Source organism: Burkholderia sp. Bp8991 (genome assembly GCF_003853795.1).
In the GTDB taxonomy this organism is placed as follows: domain Bacteria; phylum Pseudomonadota; class Gammaproteobacteria; order Burkholderiales; family Burkholderiaceae; genus Burkholderia.
In genome coordinates this window covers 183,524-202,979 of sequence record NZ_QTQJ01000011.1, presented here as the reverse complement: position 1 = coordinate 202,979, position 19,456 = coordinate 183,524, and the positions used below count along the sequence as shown (strand labels likewise).

Below are 19,456 nucleotides of genomic sequence, written 5' to 3'. Positions count from 1 at the left end.
TACAGCACGATGCTGCGCAACGAGATCTTCGATTTCGCGCAGATCGGCGCGTTCGTCGAGCGGGCCGACAACACCGCACGGATCCTCGACGTGAAATACCACCTGCTGCTGCCGTCGGTGTCGCACGTGGGCACGATCCTCGATACCAACCACTGGGAATCGATCCTGCGGTCGGTCGAGGCAAACAACTCGTATCGATGGGTGTACGGTGTGCAGTACAAGCCGCTGAACATCGCGGACTACCTGGTCCTGAACGGCCGCATGCCGCGCTCGCTGCGCTATTGCTACGGACGCGTCATGTCGAGTCTCAACTTGCTCGTGAAAGAACATGGCATCGCTCACGCGTGCCACGGCACCGCCGCACAGACGCTCACGATGCTTTCCGACAGTACGATCGAACGAGTCTTCAAGAACGGCCTGCACGAGTTCCTGACCGGCTTCATTCGGCGCAACCAGCGACTGGGGCTCGAAATCGCCCAGGCCTACAACTTCGATTGAGCACTGCAATGCATATCGGGATCACCCATACCCTGCGTTATACCGTCGACGAGCCGTTGCAGCTGGCATTGCGGCGCCTTCGACTGCGACCGTCGTCGAATCCCGGTCAGACGGTCGGGCACTGGGAATTGCTTGCAAACGACATGCAGCCGGCATTGTCGTACATCGACGGATTTGGCAACCATGTCGACCTTGTGTGTCACTCAAACGATCACAAGGAGATCGTCATCGTTTCACGCGGCGAAGTGACGACGCACAACAAGGATGGTGTGATCGGCACTGCAGACGATCGTACGAATCCGTGGCTGTTCCTGCGCGAGTCGCCTCTCACGCGTCCCGGAGACTCGCTGATGGAGCTTGCCTCCGCCCTGAAGAGCACGCAAAACCGTCTTCTGCAACTACACGAGTTGATGGACATCGTGCACGATCGTCTCGCACCCGGGCCGGAGAATTGCGACGACGCCACCGATGCAGAAGCTGCGTGGATCAGTTCCCACGGGACCTGTCGCGATCATGCTCATGTATTCATCGCGGTGGCGCGTCGGCTCGGCATTCCCGCGCGCTTCACTTCCGGCTATCTGATAGGCGACGACGGAATCCAGGCAATCGATCATGCGTGGGCTGAAGTCTACGTCGACCATCTCGGTTGGATCGGCTTCGATCCGGCGAACAATCTCTGTCCCGACGAACACTACGTGAAACTGGCGACTGGCATCGACGCTTGCGGCGCCGCGCCGGTCACCTGCATCCAGTCGAACTCGGGCGCTGAAACGCTGACCGCCGAGATTGCGGTCACACTGTCGGCTCGCTGAGTCGATCGACGGAAATTTCAGTACTCGCCCGATGACGCAAACGCCCCGCAGCCTGCTATCGGGCTGCGACTTGCCGGATTCGATCGATGCTATCGACTGCTATCGCGCTCGCGCGCTAGACAAGGGTCTCGACATTCTCGAACGCCTGGCGTCGGCTACCGGTTGTGACGCGCCTTGCCCCAGTGAGCAGGACCAACGCGCTGCTTCGCTATTCAGCGAGCGAGCGACGAAGCAAATGACGTCAGAACAAGAGCCCCAGCATTGCCGCCTTGACCGCGGCCTCGGTCTTGTTGGCCGAATTCAATTTGCGCATTGCATTGACGAGGTGAAATTTCACGGTCCGTTCGACGCCATGCCATGGCGCCGCCAGCGCTCCATCGGTTCGATGGTGAGTCGCGGGCCGATCCAGCCGTGCGCCAGACGTGCTGTCCGCCCCCTCAGCCTCGCGCACCACGCCTGGATCCGCCGCAGGCGCAAATGTCGGCACGCGCTCGTGCCGATCCGATTGGCCTTGCGCAACGTCGTTGCCAAGTGGACAGGCTCCCGGCACGCCTGGAGAAGCGTGATGCCGCAGCTTGCATTGCTTTGCCCGGAACGACTCAGCATCGGAGTCTGAGTTTTAACCCGCCTCACACACGAAATTCCGGATACCTCCCATACCAAATCAGCCCGGCCGCCGTGCTGGCCGTGGCCGAGCGCTCATCTGTTCGCCGTCCTGCTGGGACGGACGCCATTGGGGTAATTGGAGCGGCCCTGAAACACCGGGAATATGGCCGGCATGTGTGCAGCGAGTGTGCACACCAGCCATCTCGCCGTCGCGCGTCGCGACAGCCGATCGGAGGTCGGCATGGCCGCGTCGGCGAGCGAATGGGACAGGAACTGAAATCAAAAAAGGCCCCGACAATGGCCGTGAAACTTGCCGGGGCTAACGAACCATGCAAATTGCATGGGACGAGGAAGTATCGCGTCCATCGTATAGCCGCCAATGATTGAGCAGCACCACCGAGTTCCGACGAATTCTCATCGGGTTCAGCCAAGATCCTGCTCGAGGAACGCGTACGTCCTCCACCGACAAGCTTAAAAAATGCCAAGGCGTTTTGACCGCTGCCTCGCTCGCCGTTTTCGACGTATCAATCCGCGCGCTTGTGTTGCGGGAGGACCCACAGCATCCGACCGACCGCTTCAGCCTGATTCCGCGAGTGGGTCTTTTCATAGATCGCACGCAACTGGCTGCGAACCGTCGCAAGCGACACGCCGGCACTCGCCGCACATTCGTCGGGCGTCTTGCCGCTGATCAACGCTTCCGCGACCGCGGCTTCGGCGCTCGACAAGCCGAACGATTGCCGCAGCTGTTGTGCGACGACGAGCGGGGCGCCGCTGCGTCGCCTGACCGTGATCAGTATCGTCGCATCGCCGAACGTGGCATGGAGCGCCTGTCCGGACAATGCCGCGATGCCGAGAAAAATCTCGTGCGCCGCGGCCAACGTGCCGGACAGGGCAAGACTCTCGCTCTTGCGGGTCTTCGCGACGCGCGCCAACGCCGCCTTGAGCGCCTCGTTTTGGGGCGCGCTCGTCGCGCTCAGGTGCCCGTTCTCGAGCTTGAGGCAGGTGGTGGCGCGCAGCATCGACTCGGCCGCCTGGTTGACGAACTGGACGCGCGCGTGCCGGTCGAGCGCAAAGACGGCGAGGCCCAGCTCCTCCATCAGTTCGGCGCCGAGCGTGGCGTCGCGATGCAGCACTCGCGCGTCTTGCCACAGGTTGATCGAGCGCTGCAGATGCCCGGCCATACCGGTCAGGGTCGCGCGTTCTTCTGAAGAATAGGGTGTGCGGCCGTGCGCGCGCAGTAACCCGAGCAGAATGTTGTCGCTGCCGGGGCGCGCGAAGCGAATCCCCATCAGGTAGCGAAATCCAGACGGAATCTGATAGTCCTGGAAGAACTCGCTGCGTTCGACGTCGCGCTCGGTCAGGTGATCCTGACAACAAACGAATTCGCCGAGCGGTGCGTTCTCGACGAAGCCGCGGCGCGGATCGAGCGCGCCGTAATACTGATCGTAGAGCGCGATGATCTCGTCGAATTCCGCGCGCGGCGAATAGATCGAGAATTTCGGGGCATTGCGCGCGACGTCCCAACTGAACATGTGAAATACGTCTGCGCCGAGCGATTCGGATACCCGGTGAAAAACTTCCAGAAAACCGTCCGGATGCAGCGCGGCCTCATAGAGGTCCCCGATGAGTTGGTCTCGTTGCATGTGTTCACCCCGTCGCTTCGCGATCTTCGTATTCTGATTTTGTCTGACGATATTGCTTCGAATACCGAATTTTTTTCAGGCTAACACAGGTTATTTGCATTTCATGCCCTGTTATTTCCCGATTTTCATCCACCTGAATGATGATCGAGAAAATCGTCTTTGCGAGAATCCTCGCCATTCAGCGTGCACGCGCAATGTATGTGACACGCATCAACCAGAAGGGGCTCGGGGGAAACGCAATGAAACTCACACCTGTCGTATCCGGTATTGCAGTGCTTGTCCTGTCGGCTTGTGGCGGCGGCAGCGATTCCTCCTCGCCACCCGCACCGCCCGCCGCGCAGACGGTCAGCGGGGTCGCGGCCGCCGGCGCCGCGATGCAGGCCGCCACCGTGAAACTGGTCGATGCGACCGGCAAAGCGGTCGACTGCCCGGCCGATGCGTCGACCGGCGCGTTTCAATGCACGGTGACCGGCCTGACCGCGCCTTTCGCGTTGTCCGCGTACGGCAACGTCGCCGACTCGCAGGCCACGCTGATCGCACTCAGCGCCACGGCCGGCACGCAGACGATCAACATCACGCCGATCACGAACGCGATCGCCGCCACGATCGTCGGCGACAACCCGACCAAGCTGCTGGCCGACACCGGTTTGCTGCAAAGCAAGGTCACGGCCCAGGCCGTCGCCAGCACGGTGCAGGCCTATTCGTCGGCGCTGGCCGACCTGCTGGCCGCCACAGGCAATGCGGGCGTCGACCTGATCTCCGGCCCGTTGACGGCGGGCGCGCCGGGTCTCGACCGGCTGCTCGACCAGGTCAAGATCAACGTCCTGCCCGACGGTGGCGTCCAGATCAGCTCGGTGGCGGGCGCGTCCAGCGATACGCCGGTGCAGCTTCAGCTCGCGCCCGGCGTCGCGCCGCAGGCGAGCGACAAGGCCAGCCTGCCGGCCGCCGCGACCATCAATGGCGCGGTGGTGTCGAACCTGCCGAGCGCCAGCGATCTGGCGGCATTGCAGAGCGCGCTCAACCAGTGCTTCGCCGGTTCGACCGGCGCTGCGCGCACGGGCGGCAGCGTATCGGCATGCGGCCGGATCTTCGTCGACGACGTCGCGTCCGGCGCGCTGAATGCAGGCGTGCCTTCCGCGTACCTCAACAACGGGATGTCGGTCGACCAGGAGTTCGGCGCGCCGGCAGGCGGCACGCCGGGCATCGTGGCCGACGATGCGATGAACAACGCGAGCTTCAGCTTGCCGGAAGTCATCCGCGTCGTTGCCAGCGACACGATGTGGGTCAAGCTCGCGTGGACGCGCAGCGACGGGATTCGCGACGGCATGCAGCAGCATGTACAGCTCGCGGTGCGGGCGGGCAGTCTCGCGAACGGCGATACCGGCTGGCGCGTGGTCGGCAATCAGCGCGCGGTGCTGAGCAAGGTCAATGCGAACGCACAGAAGTGGGACTGGCTGAATCCGGCCAATCCGTCGACGGGGACCAACGCGTTCGTCGATTCGCTCAACCTGCAGGTGGGTGCCGTCGACGCGGCCGGCACCGCGGTGGACTTCGCGATCGTCAACGGCCCCGGCTTGCGCAACGGCGTGTTTCTCCAGCCGTCGAGCGGGACCTGCGACACGCTGAACATCCGCGCGCAGATCGCAAGCGGGCAGACGCCGGCGCAGCTCGCCGCACTGGCGAAGAACCCGCAGTGCCGCAACAACTTCCGTCTGGCCGGCGTCGCGCAGGATCCGGCCAACCAGGGCCTGTTCACGTGGCCCGGGGACGCGCCGCGCAACAATACCGCATGGGCGAAGCCGCAACTGAGCACCGCGGAGCTGGCCGACATCAAGCCGTTCAGCGCCTATACGATCGACATCTACCAGAACGGCAACACGTCGACGCCGGCCCGGCACTACACGGTCCGGCTGCGTACGCCGTCGCCGTCGCCCGACGCGCTGCGCCAGTACGCGTGGCACGATCTGGCGCAGTCCACGCGCGACAAGCTGACGCCGGGCTCCGCCAACACGTTCGCGGGCGGCGCGACCTTCCCGCTGGGCTGGACGTCGAAATCGGGTCTGCCGTTCGTCAAACGCGGCAACGTGCAGATTCGCGCAACCGCGGCCGGGCAGCCGGCGGCGACGTTCGTCAACGGTTCGGCATCGGCGTCGCCGGTCCAGCCGGGCGCCTCGGTCACGCTCAACGTGCCGGGCGACCAGGGCGTCGCGTTCCCGTCGGTGGCCGGCTGGACGGGCAGCGCGGACTTCTCGTTCGTGAACTTGAGCTGGTCCGACCCGGTCGACACGCTCTTCACCGAGGCCTTCGAGTACGACCGGTAACAGGCAGCCGGGTGAATGCGTCAGGCGAGCGCATGGCCGGCGGGGCGATTCGTCGTCCCGTCGGCGGGCAACGATCGACCTGGCCGAGCGCGACGTGTTTTCGTTCGACGGAGAACGCCGCGACCGGATCGTGGGCGGCGTGCCGGCGAGAATCGGTTCGGCCTGACGCGCGGCGGCAGCGCCGACAACCGACAGGCTGCCGATCGTGTCAAATCGAACCGGACGAGATACTGCGTGACGACGGATGCCGCCGATCATGCTCGCCCGTTACGTTCCTGCACCGGGCGGCACCGGGCCGGCCGGCTTTGCAGCGCTCGCGGCTTCCATCACGCGCAGCACCGGCCGGCCGCCGACATCCTTCAGCGGGAAATACGAGCGATGCGTGCCCGGATCGACAGCGACGACGTGCGCGTTCGGCCCGAGCCGGCCTTCGCCGATCTTGGCAACGCTCCGGCCCCGGACGCTGAACATCGAAACGATGCCGGCTTCACCCGCAACATAGAGCACGTCCGACGCCGAATCGAACGCCAGCACATCCGGGCCGTCGCCGAGGTCGAACGTGCGGACGATGCGCCGTGCGCGCATATCGAAGACGAGGAGCGCGTCGTTGTCCTCGCACGCGATGAAGGCGAGGCCGGCGCGCGGCTCGATCAGCAACCCGTGATTGCCTTTCGCACCCGGCAAGTCGAACCGGTCGACGACACGGTCCGTCGCCGGATCGATTTCGACGAGCTGGCGCCGCGTCTGAACGTTCACGAAGATGTGTCGGGAAACCGGGTCGTACTGCGTGTTGCCGGCCTCGCCGTCGAGCGGGATCGTCGCGACGCGCCGGTTGCTGCGGACATCGATGACCGTCTCCGTTTTTCCGTATTCGTCGGATACGTACAGCTTGTGCAGGTCGGCCGCATAGGCCATGCCGTCGGGATAATGCCCGCCCGGCATGCGCGCGACGATTTTCAGCGTCGCGGCGTCGATCGCGACGATCTCGTCGGAGCCGGTCGCAGACGCGTAGATGCGCGACAGCGCCGGCACGGCAAGCACGCCATGTACCGACGATACGTCCGCGATCCGGGCGGTCACGCGCGATGCATGCGTATCGAAAGCGATCACTTCGCCGTCGCCGAGGTGAGCGATGAAGAGCAGGTTGCGGCTCGGGTCCAGGCTTGCGTAGTCGAGTCGTGTCGCGCGGCCCGGCAACGCGATGTCCGCGACATGCTTCAGCGGCAGGGCGCCGGTCGAGGCGCCTTCGCCCGCGGCGAAGACCCGGTGAATCGGCAGGCCCGACGTGCCGAGCCCGCCTAATAGCGCGACGAGCAGCGGCAGGCCGTAGCGCCAGCGTCCAGGATCCTTCATGATTGCCTCCCGCGACGGCCGCCACCGCATTGGCGCGGCGGCATCGCTTTGCATGGTTCCCCGCTCGTTCGCTGTTCGACGGTGGCCGCGATTACCGTGCCCGGCCGTCGTCCGGTTCGACGTGGCGAAACGCTGCGAGCAGCGAAAGGTCGTACGCGATCTTCAGCGCGCCGCATGCGACCAGCGGCGCACCGAGCCAGCCGAGGCCGAACAGGCCGCCGGCCAAGGTCGGCGCGACAGCGGCCGCGAGGCTGCGCGGGACGGATGTAAAGCTGGCCGCTGCCGGTCGCTCCGCCGGCGTGACGACCGCCATCACATAGGCGGTTCGGGTCGGGACATCCATTTGCGACAGCGCGCTTCGCATCAGCAACAGTGTCAACGTCAGCGGCAACGACGGCGCGAGCGCGGCGCCGATCAGGCAGACGCTCGACGGAATATGCGTGAACACCATCGTGTTCAGCAGGCCGATCCTGCGCGACAGCGGCGCGGCCGCGAGCTGCGAGCCGGCCGAGAGCAGGCCCGCCCAGAAGAAGAACTGGCCGGCAGCCGCGATCGAGAGCCCGAAGCGCTGCATCAACCACAGCGACAGCAGTGAGTTGACGACGAGACCGCCCGCGAATGCGTCGACGCTGAACAGCATCGCCAGCCGCACGACGATCGGGCGTGACGGGCCGAGCGGCGGCGCTGCCTGCGCCGCGCGAACTGCCTGGCGCGGCAGCCGCCGATACAGCATGCAGACGACGACACCGGTGGCCGCATAGACCAGAAACATGCCGCGCATCGCGCCCAGCGTCGAGATTCCGGTATGTGACGCAACCGCGATCGGCAGGCCGGCCGCGAGGGATCCGAGCGCTGCCGATACGGCGCCGACGAGGCTGTAGCGGGCGAACAGCGCCGTGCGAGCGTCGCCGTCGGCGGCTTGCGCCAGGCGCGACTGTTCGAGCGGCAGAAACAGGCTGACGTCGCCGGAACTCGGATTGAGCGTGCCGGCGAAGGCGATGACGAACAGCGGCCACCATGTGGAGACGCTCGCGAAGCCGATGCCCGTCGCCGCCATCAATGCCGCCGCGAGCGTCAGCATGCGGCGCTGCGTGAAGCGGCTCGCGAGCATGCCGACCGCGATCGTCGCGATGGCGGAACCCGTCAACGTCGTGGTACCGATCAGGCCGACATCCAGTTGCGACAGCCCGAGCGACAGCAGATACGCGGGCAGGAGCACGGCAATGAATCCATCGCAGAAACCGCGCATGCCGCGGCTGGCGAGGATCAGCCATGCGGCCTTGTCCGCGCCCGCCGGCAGCATCCGGCTGGCGAGCGTCGACGCGCGGCGGCTGCTAGGGACGTGCATCACGCCGGCACCACGCGTAGAGCGCGTCGTACATCACCATGCCGTGCCGCAGTTGCTCGTGATCGTCGGCGAAGTGTCCGGACAGGCCGATCGAGATCGCGTACAGCCCGGCCGATTCCGGCGCGAGATCGAGCCGTCCGGTATCGGCGCCGCGCACGATCGCGGCGAGCTTGAGCAGCGCCGGGGCGTCGAGCCGGTAGCGGTCGAGAAACGCATCGAAGCTGCAGCGTTCACCATGGTGGCCAAGCTCGACGCCCGGCACGTCGTAGGGCACCGCGCCCGTTTCGTCCGCCAGTCGCAGGACGTCCGGACCCGGGACGTAGAGAAATTCCGGCGCATCGTCGATGAACCGCGCAATCAGCCACGGACATGCGATGCGGTCGACCTTCGGCCGTTCGCGCGTAATCCATTTCACGGCACGCCTCCTGTATGGCGGACGAACGTCGTCCGATGCGTCACGGCCGCCTCCCGGCAATGCGGCTCAATGATGGAGCAGCGGGTAGGCCACGAGCCCGACGAGCGCGGCAGCCGTGACGACGACCGGCTCCTGCAACTTCTTGAAACGCCACAACAGCAGCACGGTCGCGACCGCGAGCAGCGCGGTCGGCAGGTCGACGATCGAGCGTTTCGCGATGACGAGGACGGAGCCGGTGATCGCCCCGACGGCTGCGGCGGTGATGCCGTCGACGAACGCCTTGACGCCCGGACGGTGCCCGTACTTCTTCACGTAAGGTGCGGGGATGACCGTGAACAGATAGCAAGGCAGGAACGTGCCGAGTGCGGCGACGAGTGCGCCCGGGAAGCCCGCCACGAGATACCCGATGAAGCCGACCGTGATCACGACCGGGCCGGGCGTGATCATCGCGACCGCCACGGCATCCACGAACTGCTTGTCGTTCAGCCAGTGATGTTCGGTGACGACGCCGCCATAAAGGAACGGCACGATCGCCAGCCCGGAGCCGAACACGAACGCGCCGGCCTTCATGAAGAACGCGCCGATCTGAACGAGCTGCGGCAGGTCGATGCCGCTCAATATGCCGCTGGCTGCCGGCAGGTTGGCGGCGGCAACCGCGTTCAGCCCGCCGCGCTGCAGCCACTTGGGCGGCGCACGCCACAGCCAGCCGACCAGGCCCGCGACCACGAACAGCCACGCGATTTCCGATTCCGTGATGAAGGTCACGGCGGCAAGCGTGACGAAGATCGCCCAGAGCAGCTTGTCGTGGCCGACGGTTTTCGTCGTGAGCTTGTAGGCGCTCATCGCGATGATGCCGACCACCGCGGCGCCGACGCCGTAGAAGACGGCCTGCATCCAGGACAGCCCGCCGAAATGTGAGTACGCGAAGCCGAGCGCAACCACCATCAGGAACGACGGCAGCACGAACGCGAAGCCGACGAGCGTCGCACCGAGCAGGCGGTAGTGCACGAAGCCCAGATAGATCGCGAGCTGGGCCGCCATCGGCCCCGGTGCGAGCTGGGCCAGCGTGAGCCCTTCCTTGTAGTCGGCTTCCGTGATCCAGCCGCGACGCTCGACCAGGTCGCGACGCATGTAGCCTGCGAGCGCGACCGGCCCGCCGAAGCCGAACGTGCCGAGACGCAGCATGTAGGCGACCAGCTGGCCAAGTGAGTAGGTCGGTTCGGTGGTGGCGATGGAGGTGGTCATGATCTGGCCGCGGTTTGGTTTTTGCCGTTCGACGTGAAGTGTGCGTACAGGGCGTCGAGCACGGCGCCCATCTGCTCGAGCAACCGGTCGTCGTTCTCTGCCTGCTGGCGCGTGCCGGCCATCACGGCCTCGAAGCCGATCGCTTCGGGCGCCGCGGGGCCGCCCACGTCGAGCGCATGCACGATGTCGCCGAGCCGCATCAGCGCGGGGTCGTTGTCGAGCCCGAAACTCGCCAGCAGCACCTCGAACGTCACGCGCTCGCCGACATGCGTAAACGTCGCGCCGTCGAAATCGAAGCCCAGCGCGTCGGCCGGGCAATCCGCCGGCGACGCGAGCCAGACGAAGCGGGCGCGTGCGTCGATGAAGCGGCGGATCAGCCAGGCACTGGCGACGCGATCGACCCACATCCGCTGCCGCGTCGCCCAGGTGCGGCCCTGAAATTCGCCGATCGCCAGCGGCCGGATCGCGCGGTCCGCGGCGTGCGGTTCGCCCGGCGACAGCACGGTGTCGACCAGCGCGACGAAATCCTGCAGCGCGACTTCGGCGCGGGTGGCCGAGTCGCCCGGGAAATAGTCGATCGCACGGATGGCGTCGAAATCCTTGCGCATGCGGCGCAGCAAGCGCGTCAGTTCGGAGGCCGACTGTCCGGCGAGGGTCTTGCGGGCGTCCGCAAGGGCCTGGATAAAGGCGGCGTCGTCTTCCCCGCGATCGAAGAGCGCGCGGAATTCCCGCTCCTGCGACGCATCGAGACTCGGCGCGCGCAACAGGTGAGCGCTGCCGCCGCTGTCGGCAATCGCGTCCGCGAGCTCGCGCAGCATCCGTTCATGCGCTTCCGAGTGGGGCAGCAGGTAGACGCCGTCGCGCAGCACCGCGCAGCCTTTTGCCTTGAGCGCGCGCCAGAACCGCATGCGAGCCGTCGCGTTCTGCGTGGGAAGGGTCAGCACGAGGAGCGACCATGTCGTGAGTGAATTCATGTAGCAAATGCTACTCATGCGTTACGGGTTCTACAAGTTAACTTTGGCGGCTGCTGCGGTGACTGGCGGCCGGGCGGCGTGCGAGGCGCGCGTCATTCGTCTGGTTTTTCCGGAAAATACCCCCTCCCCCTATATGGAAACGCGATTTGATATATAGTCCCCCCCGGTATATGAAGGGACCACCATGAGCCACACCATCCAGGAAAAGCAGAAGCTGCTGAACCGTGTCCGCCGGATCAAAGGGCAGGTCGAAGCGATCGAACGCGCGCTCGAGGACGAGCGCGGTTGCAACGAAATCCTCCGCCTCATCACGAGCGGTCGCGGCGCAATGAACGGCCTGCTCGCGGTCGTGCTCGAGGATCACATCCGCAGCCATCTGGTCGACGCCGAAGGTCACGACGACGAAGGCAGCGCGACCGAACAGCTGATCGAAGTCGTGCACAGCTACTTCAAGTAACCGGAGGCGGAATGAACAGCTTCAGCAACGACGCATTCGGCGCAGGGCACGACCACATCTTTCTCGGCGCCGCGCACGAGCAGAACGAACGCCGGACCTGGATGGTCATCGCGCTGTGCGCGGCGATGATGGTGGCGGAGATCGTCGGCGGGTCACTGTTCGGTTCGCTGGCACTGATCGCGGACGGCCTGCACATGTCGACGCACGCGGGCGCGATGCTGATCGCTGCGCTCGCCTATACCTATGCGCGCAAGCATGCGCGCGACCCGCGCTTCGTGTTCGGCACGGGCAAGCTCGGCGATCTCGCGGGTTTCACGAGCGCGATCGTGCTCGCGATGATCGCGCTGCTGATCGGGTACGAGGCGGTCGCACGCCTGCTCGCACCGGTCCCGATTCATTTCGGCGAGGCGATTCCGATCGCGGTTGCCGGCTTGCTCGTCAACATCGCGAGCGTGTGGCTGCTGAGCGGCGACCATCATGGCCACGGTCATGGTCATCATCACGGGCATGGTCATGACGATCACGACGATCACGCGCACGACCACGAAGCGGAAGCGCGCCAGATCTTCGATCGGCAGGGCGTATTCGTCGTGTCGGTGTTCGAGGAAGGCGTCCCGCCGGTGTTCCGCGTCGCGCCTGCGACGCACGAGACGAAGCTCGTCGATGCGAGCGCGGTGTCGGTGACGACGATCCGCCCGGACGGCAGCCGTCAGGCGTTCGCGATGCAAAGTCGCGGCGGCTATCTGGAGTCGACCGAAGCCATTCCCGAGCCGCATGAATTCAACGCGATCGTCCGGCTGAACGGCCGCGAGCACGAACTGGCGTTCGAGGAGCACGACCACGGCACGTCCGCGGCGGCGGCGCGCGATCACAACATGCGCTCCGCGTACATCCACGTGATCGCCGACGCGGCCGTCTCCGTCCTGACGATCGTCGGGCTGCTGCTCGCGCGGGCGTTCGGCTGGGTCTGGATGGATCCGCTGGCCGGCATCATCGGCGCGCTGGTGATCGCGAACTGGTCGTACGGCCTGCTGCGCGATACGGGCGGGATCCTGCTCGACATGAATTCGGATCGCCGCCTGACGGACAACGTGCGCGGTGCGATCGAAGGCACGGGCGACCGGGTCGGCGACCTGCATGTGTGGCGGCTCGGGCCGGGACACATGAGCGCGGTCGTGTCGGTGGTGACGGACGATCCGAAGCGCGATGCGCGCTTCTATCACGGCGTGCTGCAGCGGTTCAGGAACCTGTCGCACGTGACCGTCGAAGTCGTGCCCGCGACGCGAGGGTGATGAGCATGGCGGTCAAGTCCCCTTGCGTCGACGTGTGTTCGTTCGACGGTCGCACCGGCTATTGCGTGGCATGCCTGCGAACGCGCGACGAAGCGCGCGACTGGAAGAAGATGACGGATCACCGGCGCCATCAGATCGTGAACGACCGCGCGCGGCGGCATGCGAAGCTGACGCGGGCTTGAAGTCGAGGTATGCGCGAAGTCGCGCGTACGGCTGCAGCAGATCGAACGCGCGGCGGACGGGACGAAGGATCGGGGCGATGCGCGTGCCGACCGCGTCGCTTGCATCAACCGGTCCCGCCACGCCGGTGCATTCCCGACGAACGCGTTTGCCGGACGATGTACGCCGTCCGCGTGCCGTCACGCGGATCAGGACGCTCGTGATCCGGTATTGCCGAGGCGGCGGTCGGAGACGGTCGTCGATCCGCCCGGCACGCCTCGTCGGGACTGCGCCGCTTCTACATCTCGTATCGCAACGTCGCCATGACGCTGCGCGGCGCCCCCGGCATGTTGAGGTTCGGGTTCGAGCCGTGGGCCGACACGATGTAGCCCTTGTTGAACAGGTTGTAGAGGTTCAACTGGAGCGACATCGGCCCGTGCGCATACCAGGCCATCATGTCGGCCGTCACGTAACCCGGCAGCGTCACCGTGTTCTGCGGATCGGCCATGCGCGCGCCGACGAGGTTCAGGCCGCCGCCAACGCCGAAGCCGCTGCCGAGATTCTTGGTGAGCCACAGGTTGCCGGAGTGGCGCGGGGTCAGGGTGGCGCGCTTGCCCTGCAACGCGGCCGTCGACTGGGTGACGGTGGCATCGAGGTAGGCATAGCCCGCGAGCACGCGCCAGCCGTGGCCGAGTTCTGCAGCCCCGCTGAGTTCCACGCCGTCGGTCCGCTGCTCGCCGATCGGAATCAGCGCCGTGTTGCTTGCATTGGCGACCTTGATGTTGCTGCGGTCGAGCCGGAACACCGAGATCGTCGTGGTGGCCTTGCCGCCGAGCCAGTCGTACTTCGCGCCGATCTCGGTGTTGGTCGTGGTTTCCGGAGCGAGTTCGGCATTGTTGGCCGCCAGCGAGAACGCTTCGCCGGAAGGCTGGAACGAGCGGCTCCACGACACGTAGTACGACTGCGTTCGGGTGGGCTGCCAGACGAGACCCACGCGCGGGCTCCACGCCGTATCGGTGCGCGACAGGCCCGGCTGCTTCGGACGGCGGTCGAGCGTCTCCTGCTCGAAGCGATCGTAGCGGATGCCGAGCAGCGCCTTCCACTGCTCGTTGAAGCTGATCAGGTCCTGCGTGTAGAACCCGAGGGTCTTGAAGATGCCGAGGTTATTGGCCGTCGGCGTGGTCGACGTGTGCAGCGGCAGCGTCGGAAGGGCTGGCGCGAACAGGTCGAAATTCATCGGCTTGCCGTTCGCGCCGGTGACGGGCGCCGAGTAGCTGACGAGATCCTTGTTCTGCTGGCCGAATTCCATCCCGTACAGCAACTCGTGCTTCATGCCGAACAGCGTGGCCTTCTGCGTGAGATCGGTCTGGTTGAACCAGCCGTGTTCCTCGCGATAGACGTTGCCGTGATTCAGCGTGAACGTCCGGGCCGCCTCGTTGACGCTGCCGACCAGCGTGTTGTTCCGGTCGAGCGAGTAGTGATAGTAGCGGGTGGCGTTCCGGATCGACCATTGGTCGTTGAACTCGTGCTTGATCGTCGCGGTACTCGAATAGACCCGCGATCGCGTATAGTCCACGTCGCCGGCGTTCGCCGCGCCGTAATACGCGGATGCCGGCACGTCGACCGGTCGTCCGTGATAGGCCGGAATGCCGAAGTCCGTCACGCGACGATCTTCGAGGTAGTCCGCCTGCAGCAGGACCGTCGTCTTCGGCGCGATGCGAAACTCGAACGACGGCGCGACCGCCGTGCGATTCAGGAACTGTTGCGAGCGATAGCTCTTCGCTTCCTCGTGTGCCCCGGTGATCCGGAAGGCGGCCGCGCCGTTCGCGAGGACGCGCCCGACGTCGGCTTCAACTCGGCGATCGGCCCACGAACCGTAGCTGATCCCGAAGTTGGTCACGTCGATCCCGGGTTTTTTCGTCACGCGATTGATCAGTCCACCTGACGATCCGCGGCCGTAAAGAACGGCAGCCGGGCCCTTGACCACTTCCACCCGGTCGACGTTCGAGAGATCCCGGAAATACAGGGCATCGTCGCGAATGCCGTCGACGAACTGGTCGGCAATCGCGGAGAAGCCGCGAATGGTGACCTGGTCGCGCTGGCCATCGCCGGTCGAGAACCCGACGCCCGCGACGTTCTTCAGCACGTCCTGCAGCGAGTTCGCATGCTGGTCGCGCATCACTTCGGCCGTGACCACGTTCACCGTCTGCGGGATATCGCGCAGCGGCGCGTCGATCCTGGTGGCGCTGACCGCGTTCGTCGGGTTGTAGCCTTCGCCCGGATCGCGGAGCGCGCTGGCGCTCACCGATACGGCCGGCAACACGTCGGTGGCCGTGCCGGTCGGCGCACTTGCGTTTTCCTGTGCGAAGGCCGCGCCGACCATGATCGGCTGGCATGCGATGGCGGCCAGAATGGCCCGTCGCGCCGGGTGCAACACGTGTTTCATTTCCCAACCTGCCATGTGTAATGATTCGTAATCTCGAAACGCGACGCATTATCATTTGAAAGGAAGTAAGGGTCAACAAGTGTTGCGCGATAACCGGGATTCTTGTTTTTGTCTGATGTTTGCTGACGCCGAAGGATGCGTTCGTGCCGGATCCGGACGCGCACGGCGTGCGGCCAGGCAATGACGGCGAGTGAAGCGCCAGCGGGGCGCGTCGCGCGGGGAGGTTCGTCGGGATCGATCCGGCACGGTCATCGAACCGTTCGGTGTTGCGAGTCTGTCGATCCGACTACGAGGTGGTGACCGGCGGCGCGGCGTGCGTGCCGGTCTGGCATGGCGCGCTGTATCCTGAAATCTTCCGGCGGCCGTGGCATCTCGTCACGGTCGGTGTCACGAAGCGGTCGGATACTGCCGGCGTGCGCGGCCTGACGGAAGGGCAGCGGCCGCGGCGCGTGTCGAGGTGGCGGACGGCCGGGCAATCGGCACAGTCACGCGAGTCCTGCCGCGCGGTGTGCCGATTACCGGCGCTGACGTGTTCCCGCGCCGCGGCGCGCCTGTCCTGTCGGGACAGGGAACCCCGTGGGAAGTCGCACCGCCCGCAACCTTGATGCAGGTCGATCATGAGCGCTCCAACCCCGATTGCCGGCAAGCCTGCGATTCCACGGACCGTGTGGGCCCTGGGTCTCGTGAGCCTCTTCATGGACCTGTCGTCCGAACTGATCCATGCGCTGTTGCCGATCTATCTGGTGTCGACGATGGGCATGAGCGTCGCCGCGCTCGGCGTGCTCGAAGGGGCGGCCGAAGCGACGGCGATGATCGTCAAGGTGTTCTCCGGCGCGATCAGCGACTGGCTCGGGCGTCGCAAGGGGCTGCTGCTGATCGGCTATGGCCTCGCGGCGCTGACCAAGCCATTGTTTCCGCTGGCGTCCACGCCGGCCGTGGTCGTGACGGCCCGTCTGCTCGACCGCGTCGGCAAGGGAATTCGCGGCGCGCCGCGCGACGCGCTGGTGGCCGACGTCGCACCGCCCGAAATCCGCGGCGCCTGCTTCGGCCTGCGTCAGTCGATGGATACCGTGGGCGCGTTTCTCGGGCCGATGCTCGCGATCGTGCTGATGCTCTGGTTCGAGGACCGCATCCGGACCGTGCTGTGGTTCGCCGTGGTGCCGGCGTTCGTCGCGATCGCATTGATCGTCTTCGGCGTACGTGAGCCGGAGCAGTCGAAACCGGACCGGCGCTTTCGCTCGCCGTTGCGCTGGAACGCGCTGCGCGAGTTTCCCCGCGGTTACTGGTTCGTCGTCGCGGCCGGCGCGACGTTTACGCTCGCGCGCTTCAGCGAGGCATTCCTGGTGCTGCGTGCGCAGCAGACTGGGCTCGATGCGGCGTGGATTCCGGGCGTGATGGTCGCGATGAGCGTCGCTTATTCGGCGTCCGCCTGGCCGGTCGGCATTTTGTCGGACCGGCTCGATCGCCGCGTACTGCTCGCGGCCGGCATGGTGCTGCTGATCGCGGCCGACCTGCTGCTCGGCATCGGCACGTCGACGCTCTCGATGTTCGCCGGCGTGGCCGTGTGGGGGCTGCACATGGGCTTCACGCAGGGCATCCTCGCCGCGATGGTGTCGGAAACCTCGCCGGCCACGCTGCGCGGGACCGCGTTCGGCGTGTTCAACCTGGTGAGCGGGATCTGCATGCTGCTCGCGAGCAGCATCGCCGGCGCGCTGTGGGCGCGGTTCGGCGCGTCGGCCACGTTTCTCGCCGGTGCGGCGCTGGTCGTGGTGCCGCTGTGCCTGTGCCGGTTCATGCCGCGACCCGGCACGTCGCCGGCGTGATGCGTCACGCCGCGGGCTCGCCGACGCCTCGCGCAAGGCCGAACTGACGGGCGGGCGCGCAGGTGCCCGAAGCCTGAAGCCTGAAGCCTGAAGCCCGAAGCCCGAAGCCCGAAGCCCGAAGCCCGAAGCCCGAAGCCCGAAGCCCGAAGCCCGAAGCCCGAAGCCCCAGACCGGCGAAGGCCCACTCCGCCTAGTTCCGCGCGTCGCATTCCGCCCTTAGCTTTCAGATTTGAAAGATTGTCCGGCGTTTGCGATAGAATGCCTCCCCTGTTCGCCGTGGCCATGCCCACGGACGGGCTCCGGCATTCGAAAACGGCGCGCACCGCGCTCGCGGAATTCCATCCCCGTTTCAATGCCGGCGATCGACCTGCCGTTGGAAACACCCGTTCTGTAATTTGGATTGCTAATGAAGAAGAAGCACAACATCACCAAGTACATCGTCATCGCGATGGTGCTTGGCATTGCCGTGGGCTACGCCTGTCATAGCGCGTTTCCCGACCCGAAAATGGCCAGGGAAGTCGCCGGCTACGTGTCGCTGCTGTCCGACGTGTTCCTGCGCCTGATCAAGATGATCATCGCGCCGCTGGTGTTCGCGACGCTGACCGTCGGCATCGCGCAGATGGGCGACAGCGGGTCGGTCGGCCGCGTCGGCGTGAAGGCGTTCGGCTGGTTCTTCATCGCGTCGTTCACGTCGCTGCTGCTCGGCCTGATCACCGCGACGATCCTGAAGCCGGGCAGCCACCTGAGCCTGCCGCTGCCGGCCGCCGATGCGGCGCTCAACCTGAAGACGGGCGCATTCACGCTGAAGGATTTCGTCGTCCACCTGGTGCCGAAATCGATCGCCGAGGCGATGGCGAACAACGAGATCCTGCAGATCGTCGTGTTCTCGATCTTCTTCGGCACCGCGCTGTCCGCGCTCGGCGACGCCGGCAAGCGCCTGACCGGCGTGATCGACGATCTCGCGCAGGTCATGCTCAAGGTGACGGGCGCGGTGATGTGGTTCGCGCCGGTCGCGGTGTTCGCGGCGCTGGCGTCGACGATCACGACGGAGGGGCTCGGCATCCTGCTCACGTTCGCGAAGTTCATGGCGAGCTTCTACCTGGCGCTGGCGCTGCTGTGGGGCGTGCTGACGCTCGCCGGCGTGGCGTTCCTCGGCAAGCGCGCGTTCACGCTGATCCGCCTGATCCGCGAGCCGTTCCTGCTGTCGTTCGCGACGGCGAGCTCCGAGGCCGCGTATCCGAAGCTGCTCGATGCGCTCGACCGGTTCGGCGTGAATCGCAGGATCTCGAGCTTCGTGCTGCCGATCGGGTACTCGTTCAACCTCGACGGCTCGATGATGTACTGCACGTTCGCGGTGTTGTTCATCTCGCAGGTGTACGGGATCGACCTGCCGCTCGGCACGCAGATCACGATGCTGTTGATGCTGATGGTGACGTCGAAGGGGATGGCGGGCGTGCCGCGCGCATCGCTGGTCGTGATCGCGGCGACGCTCGGCCAGTTCCATCTGCCGGAAGCCGGACTGCTGCTGATCATGGGCGTCGACATGTTCCTCGACATGGGGCGCTCGGCGACCAACGCGGTCGGCAACTCGATCGCGGCTGCGGTGGTCGCGAAGTGGGAAGGCCAGCTCGGCGATTCGCGCGACGACACGGATCCGGACGGCGGCGGCGAGATCACTCAGGCGGAAGTGCAGGAGACGGCGACGTCCGCGTGATTTCCCCGTTTCAAATGAAATGATCTGCACCGGCCTGGATTCGACCTGGATACAGGCCGGTGCAACATCTGCCGGCAATACCCGCCGGCAGTTGTTCCTTTACCTGCCTCCGGCGATTTTCCCGATCCGCCGAAAAACCTTCCCATTCCCGATACGCCGCATTCCGACCCGCGGTGATATTCCCGTCGGCGAACGCCGGATTTCCTCGATATCAAGGTACGCGCGTAAGTGGTCATTCACTCTCGCGCAATCGCGCGCGCCGTCTGCGCCAGCGGTCCGCAATTTTTTTCGATTTATATAACGCTATTCTCGCTGCAGCCGATTATCGAATGCGCGCGCGATGTAATACC

The 19,456-nt window shown here is 65.6% G+C and carries 16 protein-coding genes and 1 pseudogene; 9 read left to right on the top strand and 8 right to left on the bottom strand.

Features of this window, described 5'->3' with window-relative positions; translation table 11 throughout:
- Together DIE02_RS15640 and DIE02_RS15635 are read left to right on the top strand one after the other, a co-directional pair.
- On the top strand, positions 1-498 hold a 498-nt coding region (locus DIE02_RS15640), incomplete at its 5' end, for an alpha-E domain-containing protein (RefSeq protein ID WP_148093143.1).
- 8 nt (positions 499-506) lie between these two features.
- The gene (locus tag DIE02_RS15635) at positions 507-1,310 is read left to right on the top strand and encodes a transglutaminase family protein (RefSeq protein ID WP_124520997.1); all 804 of its coding nucleotides are present in this window, start codon (positions 507-509) and stop codon (positions 1,308-1,310) included.
- A 241-nt stretch (positions 1,311-1,551) separates the two neighbouring features.
- On the opposite strand, the gene DIE02_RS36450 is transcribed toward DIE02_RS15635, so the two are convergent.
- Positions 1,552-1,764, bottom strand: coding sequence for a LuxR C-terminal-related transcriptional regulator (locus DIE02_RS36450; protein ID WP_409364366.1), 213 nt, complete (start codon positions 1,762-1,764; stop codon positions 1,552-1,554).
- Positions 1,765-1,797: 33 nt separating this feature from the next.
- On the opposite strand from DIE02_RS36450, the pseudogene DIE02_RS15620 reads away from it, so the two are divergent.
- Positions 1,798-1,926, top strand: a pseudogene (locus tag DIE02_RS15620) (IS256 family transposase); the annotation flags it as partial.
- 514 nt (positions 1,927-2,440) lie between these two features.
- On the opposite strand, the gene DIE02_RS15615 reads toward DIE02_RS15620, so the two are convergent.
- On the bottom strand, positions 2,441-3,559 hold the full coding sequence (locus DIE02_RS15615; RefSeq protein ID WP_124529398.1) for a helix-turn-helix transcriptional regulator: 1,119 nt from the start codon (positions 3,557-3,559) through the stop codon (positions 2,441-2,443).
- Positions 3,560-3,798: 239 nt separating this feature from the next.
- Between DIE02_RS15615 and DIE02_RS15610 the strand changes: the two genes are divergently transcribed.
- A complete protein-coding gene (locus DIE02_RS15610) occupies positions 3,799-5,880 on the top strand; it encodes a hypothetical protein (RefSeq protein WP_124529396.1) in 2,082 nt (693 codons plus the stop codon).
- 267 nt (positions 5,881-6,147) lie between these two features.
- Here DIE02_RS15610 and DIE02_RS15600 read toward each other — a convergent pair whose 3' ends face one another.
- The 5 genes from DIE02_RS15600 to DIE02_RS15580 form a co-directional block, all read right to left on the bottom strand.
- Positions 6,148-7,233, bottom strand: coding sequence for a YncE family protein (locus DIE02_RS15600; protein WP_124529394.1), 1,086 nt, complete (start codon positions 7,231-7,233; stop codon positions 6,148-6,150).
- Positions 7,234-7,324: 91 nt separating this feature from the next.
- Positions 7,325-8,581: an MFS transporter gene (locus DIE02_RS15595; RefSeq protein WP_124529392.1), complete on the bottom strand. Its 1,257-nt coding sequence runs from the start codon at positions 8,579-8,581 to the stop codon at positions 7,325-7,327.
- Positions 8,568-8,996, bottom strand: coding sequence for a chromate resistance protein ChrB domain-containing protein (locus DIE02_RS15590; RefSeq protein ID WP_044847518.1), 429 nt, complete (start codon positions 8,994-8,996; stop codon positions 8,568-8,570). The genes DIE02_RS15595 and DIE02_RS15590 overlap by 14 nt, the downstream gene beginning before the upstream one ends.
- Positions 8,997-9,062: 66 nt before the next feature.
- The gene (locus DIE02_RS15585) at positions 9,063-10,241 is read right to left on the bottom strand and encodes a chromate transporter (protein WP_044847517.1); all 1,179 of its coding nucleotides are present in this window, start codon (positions 10,239-10,241) and stop codon (positions 9,063-9,065) included.
- Positions 10,238-11,215: a chromate resistance protein ChrB domain-containing protein gene (locus DIE02_RS15580; RefSeq protein WP_185702630.1), complete on the bottom strand. Its 978-nt coding sequence runs from the start codon at positions 11,213-11,215 to the stop codon at positions 10,238-10,240. Before DIE02_RS15580 ends, DIE02_RS15585 begins: the two co-directional genes overlap by 4 nt.
- A gap of 184 nt (positions 11,216-11,399) precedes the next feature.
- Between DIE02_RS15580 and DIE02_RS15575 the strand changes: the two genes are divergently transcribed.
- Genes DIE02_RS15575 through DIE02_RS15565 form a run of 3 tightly spaced genes read left to right on the top strand, consistent with a single transcriptional unit; the run spans position 11,400 to position 13,146 of the window.
- Positions 11,400-11,672, top strand: a complete 273-nt coding sequence (locus tag DIE02_RS15575) for a metal/formaldehyde-sensitive transcriptional repressor (RefSeq protein WP_044847515.1) — start codon at positions 11,400-11,402, stop codon at positions 11,670-11,672.
- 11 nt (positions 11,673-11,683) lie between these two features.
- The gene (gene dmeF / locus DIE02_RS15570) at positions 11,684-12,964 is read left to right on the top strand and encodes a CDF family Co(II)/Ni(II) efflux transporter DmeF (protein ID WP_124529388.1); all 1,281 of its coding nucleotides are present in this window, start codon (positions 11,684-11,686) and stop codon (positions 12,962-12,964) included.
- A gap of 5 nt (positions 12,965-12,969) precedes the next feature.
- A complete protein-coding gene (locus tag DIE02_RS15565; RefSeq protein WP_185500436.1) occupies positions 12,970-13,146 on the top strand; it encodes a DUF1289 domain-containing protein in 177 nt (58 codons plus the stop codon).
- 275 nt (positions 13,147-13,421) lie between these two features.
- On the opposite strand, the gene DIE02_RS15560 is transcribed toward DIE02_RS15565, so the two are convergent.
- Positions 13,422-15,569, bottom strand: coding sequence for a TonB-dependent siderophore receptor (locus DIE02_RS15560; RefSeq protein WP_185702629.1), 2,148 nt, complete (start codon positions 15,567-15,569; stop codon positions 13,422-13,424).
- Positions 15,570-16,186: 617 nt separating this feature from the next.
- Between DIE02_RS15560 and DIE02_RS15555 the strand changes: the two genes are divergently transcribed.
- Positions 16,187-17,392 carry an MFS transporter gene (locus DIE02_RS15555; RefSeq protein WP_044847510.1) on the top strand — a complete coding sequence of 402 codons (1,206 nt, stop codon included), beginning with the start codon at positions 16,187-16,189 and terminating at the stop codon, positions 17,390-17,392.
- Between the two features lie 406 nt (positions 17,393-17,798).
- Positions 17,799-19,106 (top strand): dicarboxylate/amino acid:cation symporter, encoded by a 1,308-nt coding sequence (locus DIE02_RS15550; protein ID WP_124520987.1) that lies wholly within the window; start codon positions 17,799-17,801, stop codon positions 19,104-19,106.
- Positions 19,107-19,456: the final 350 nt, after the last annotated feature.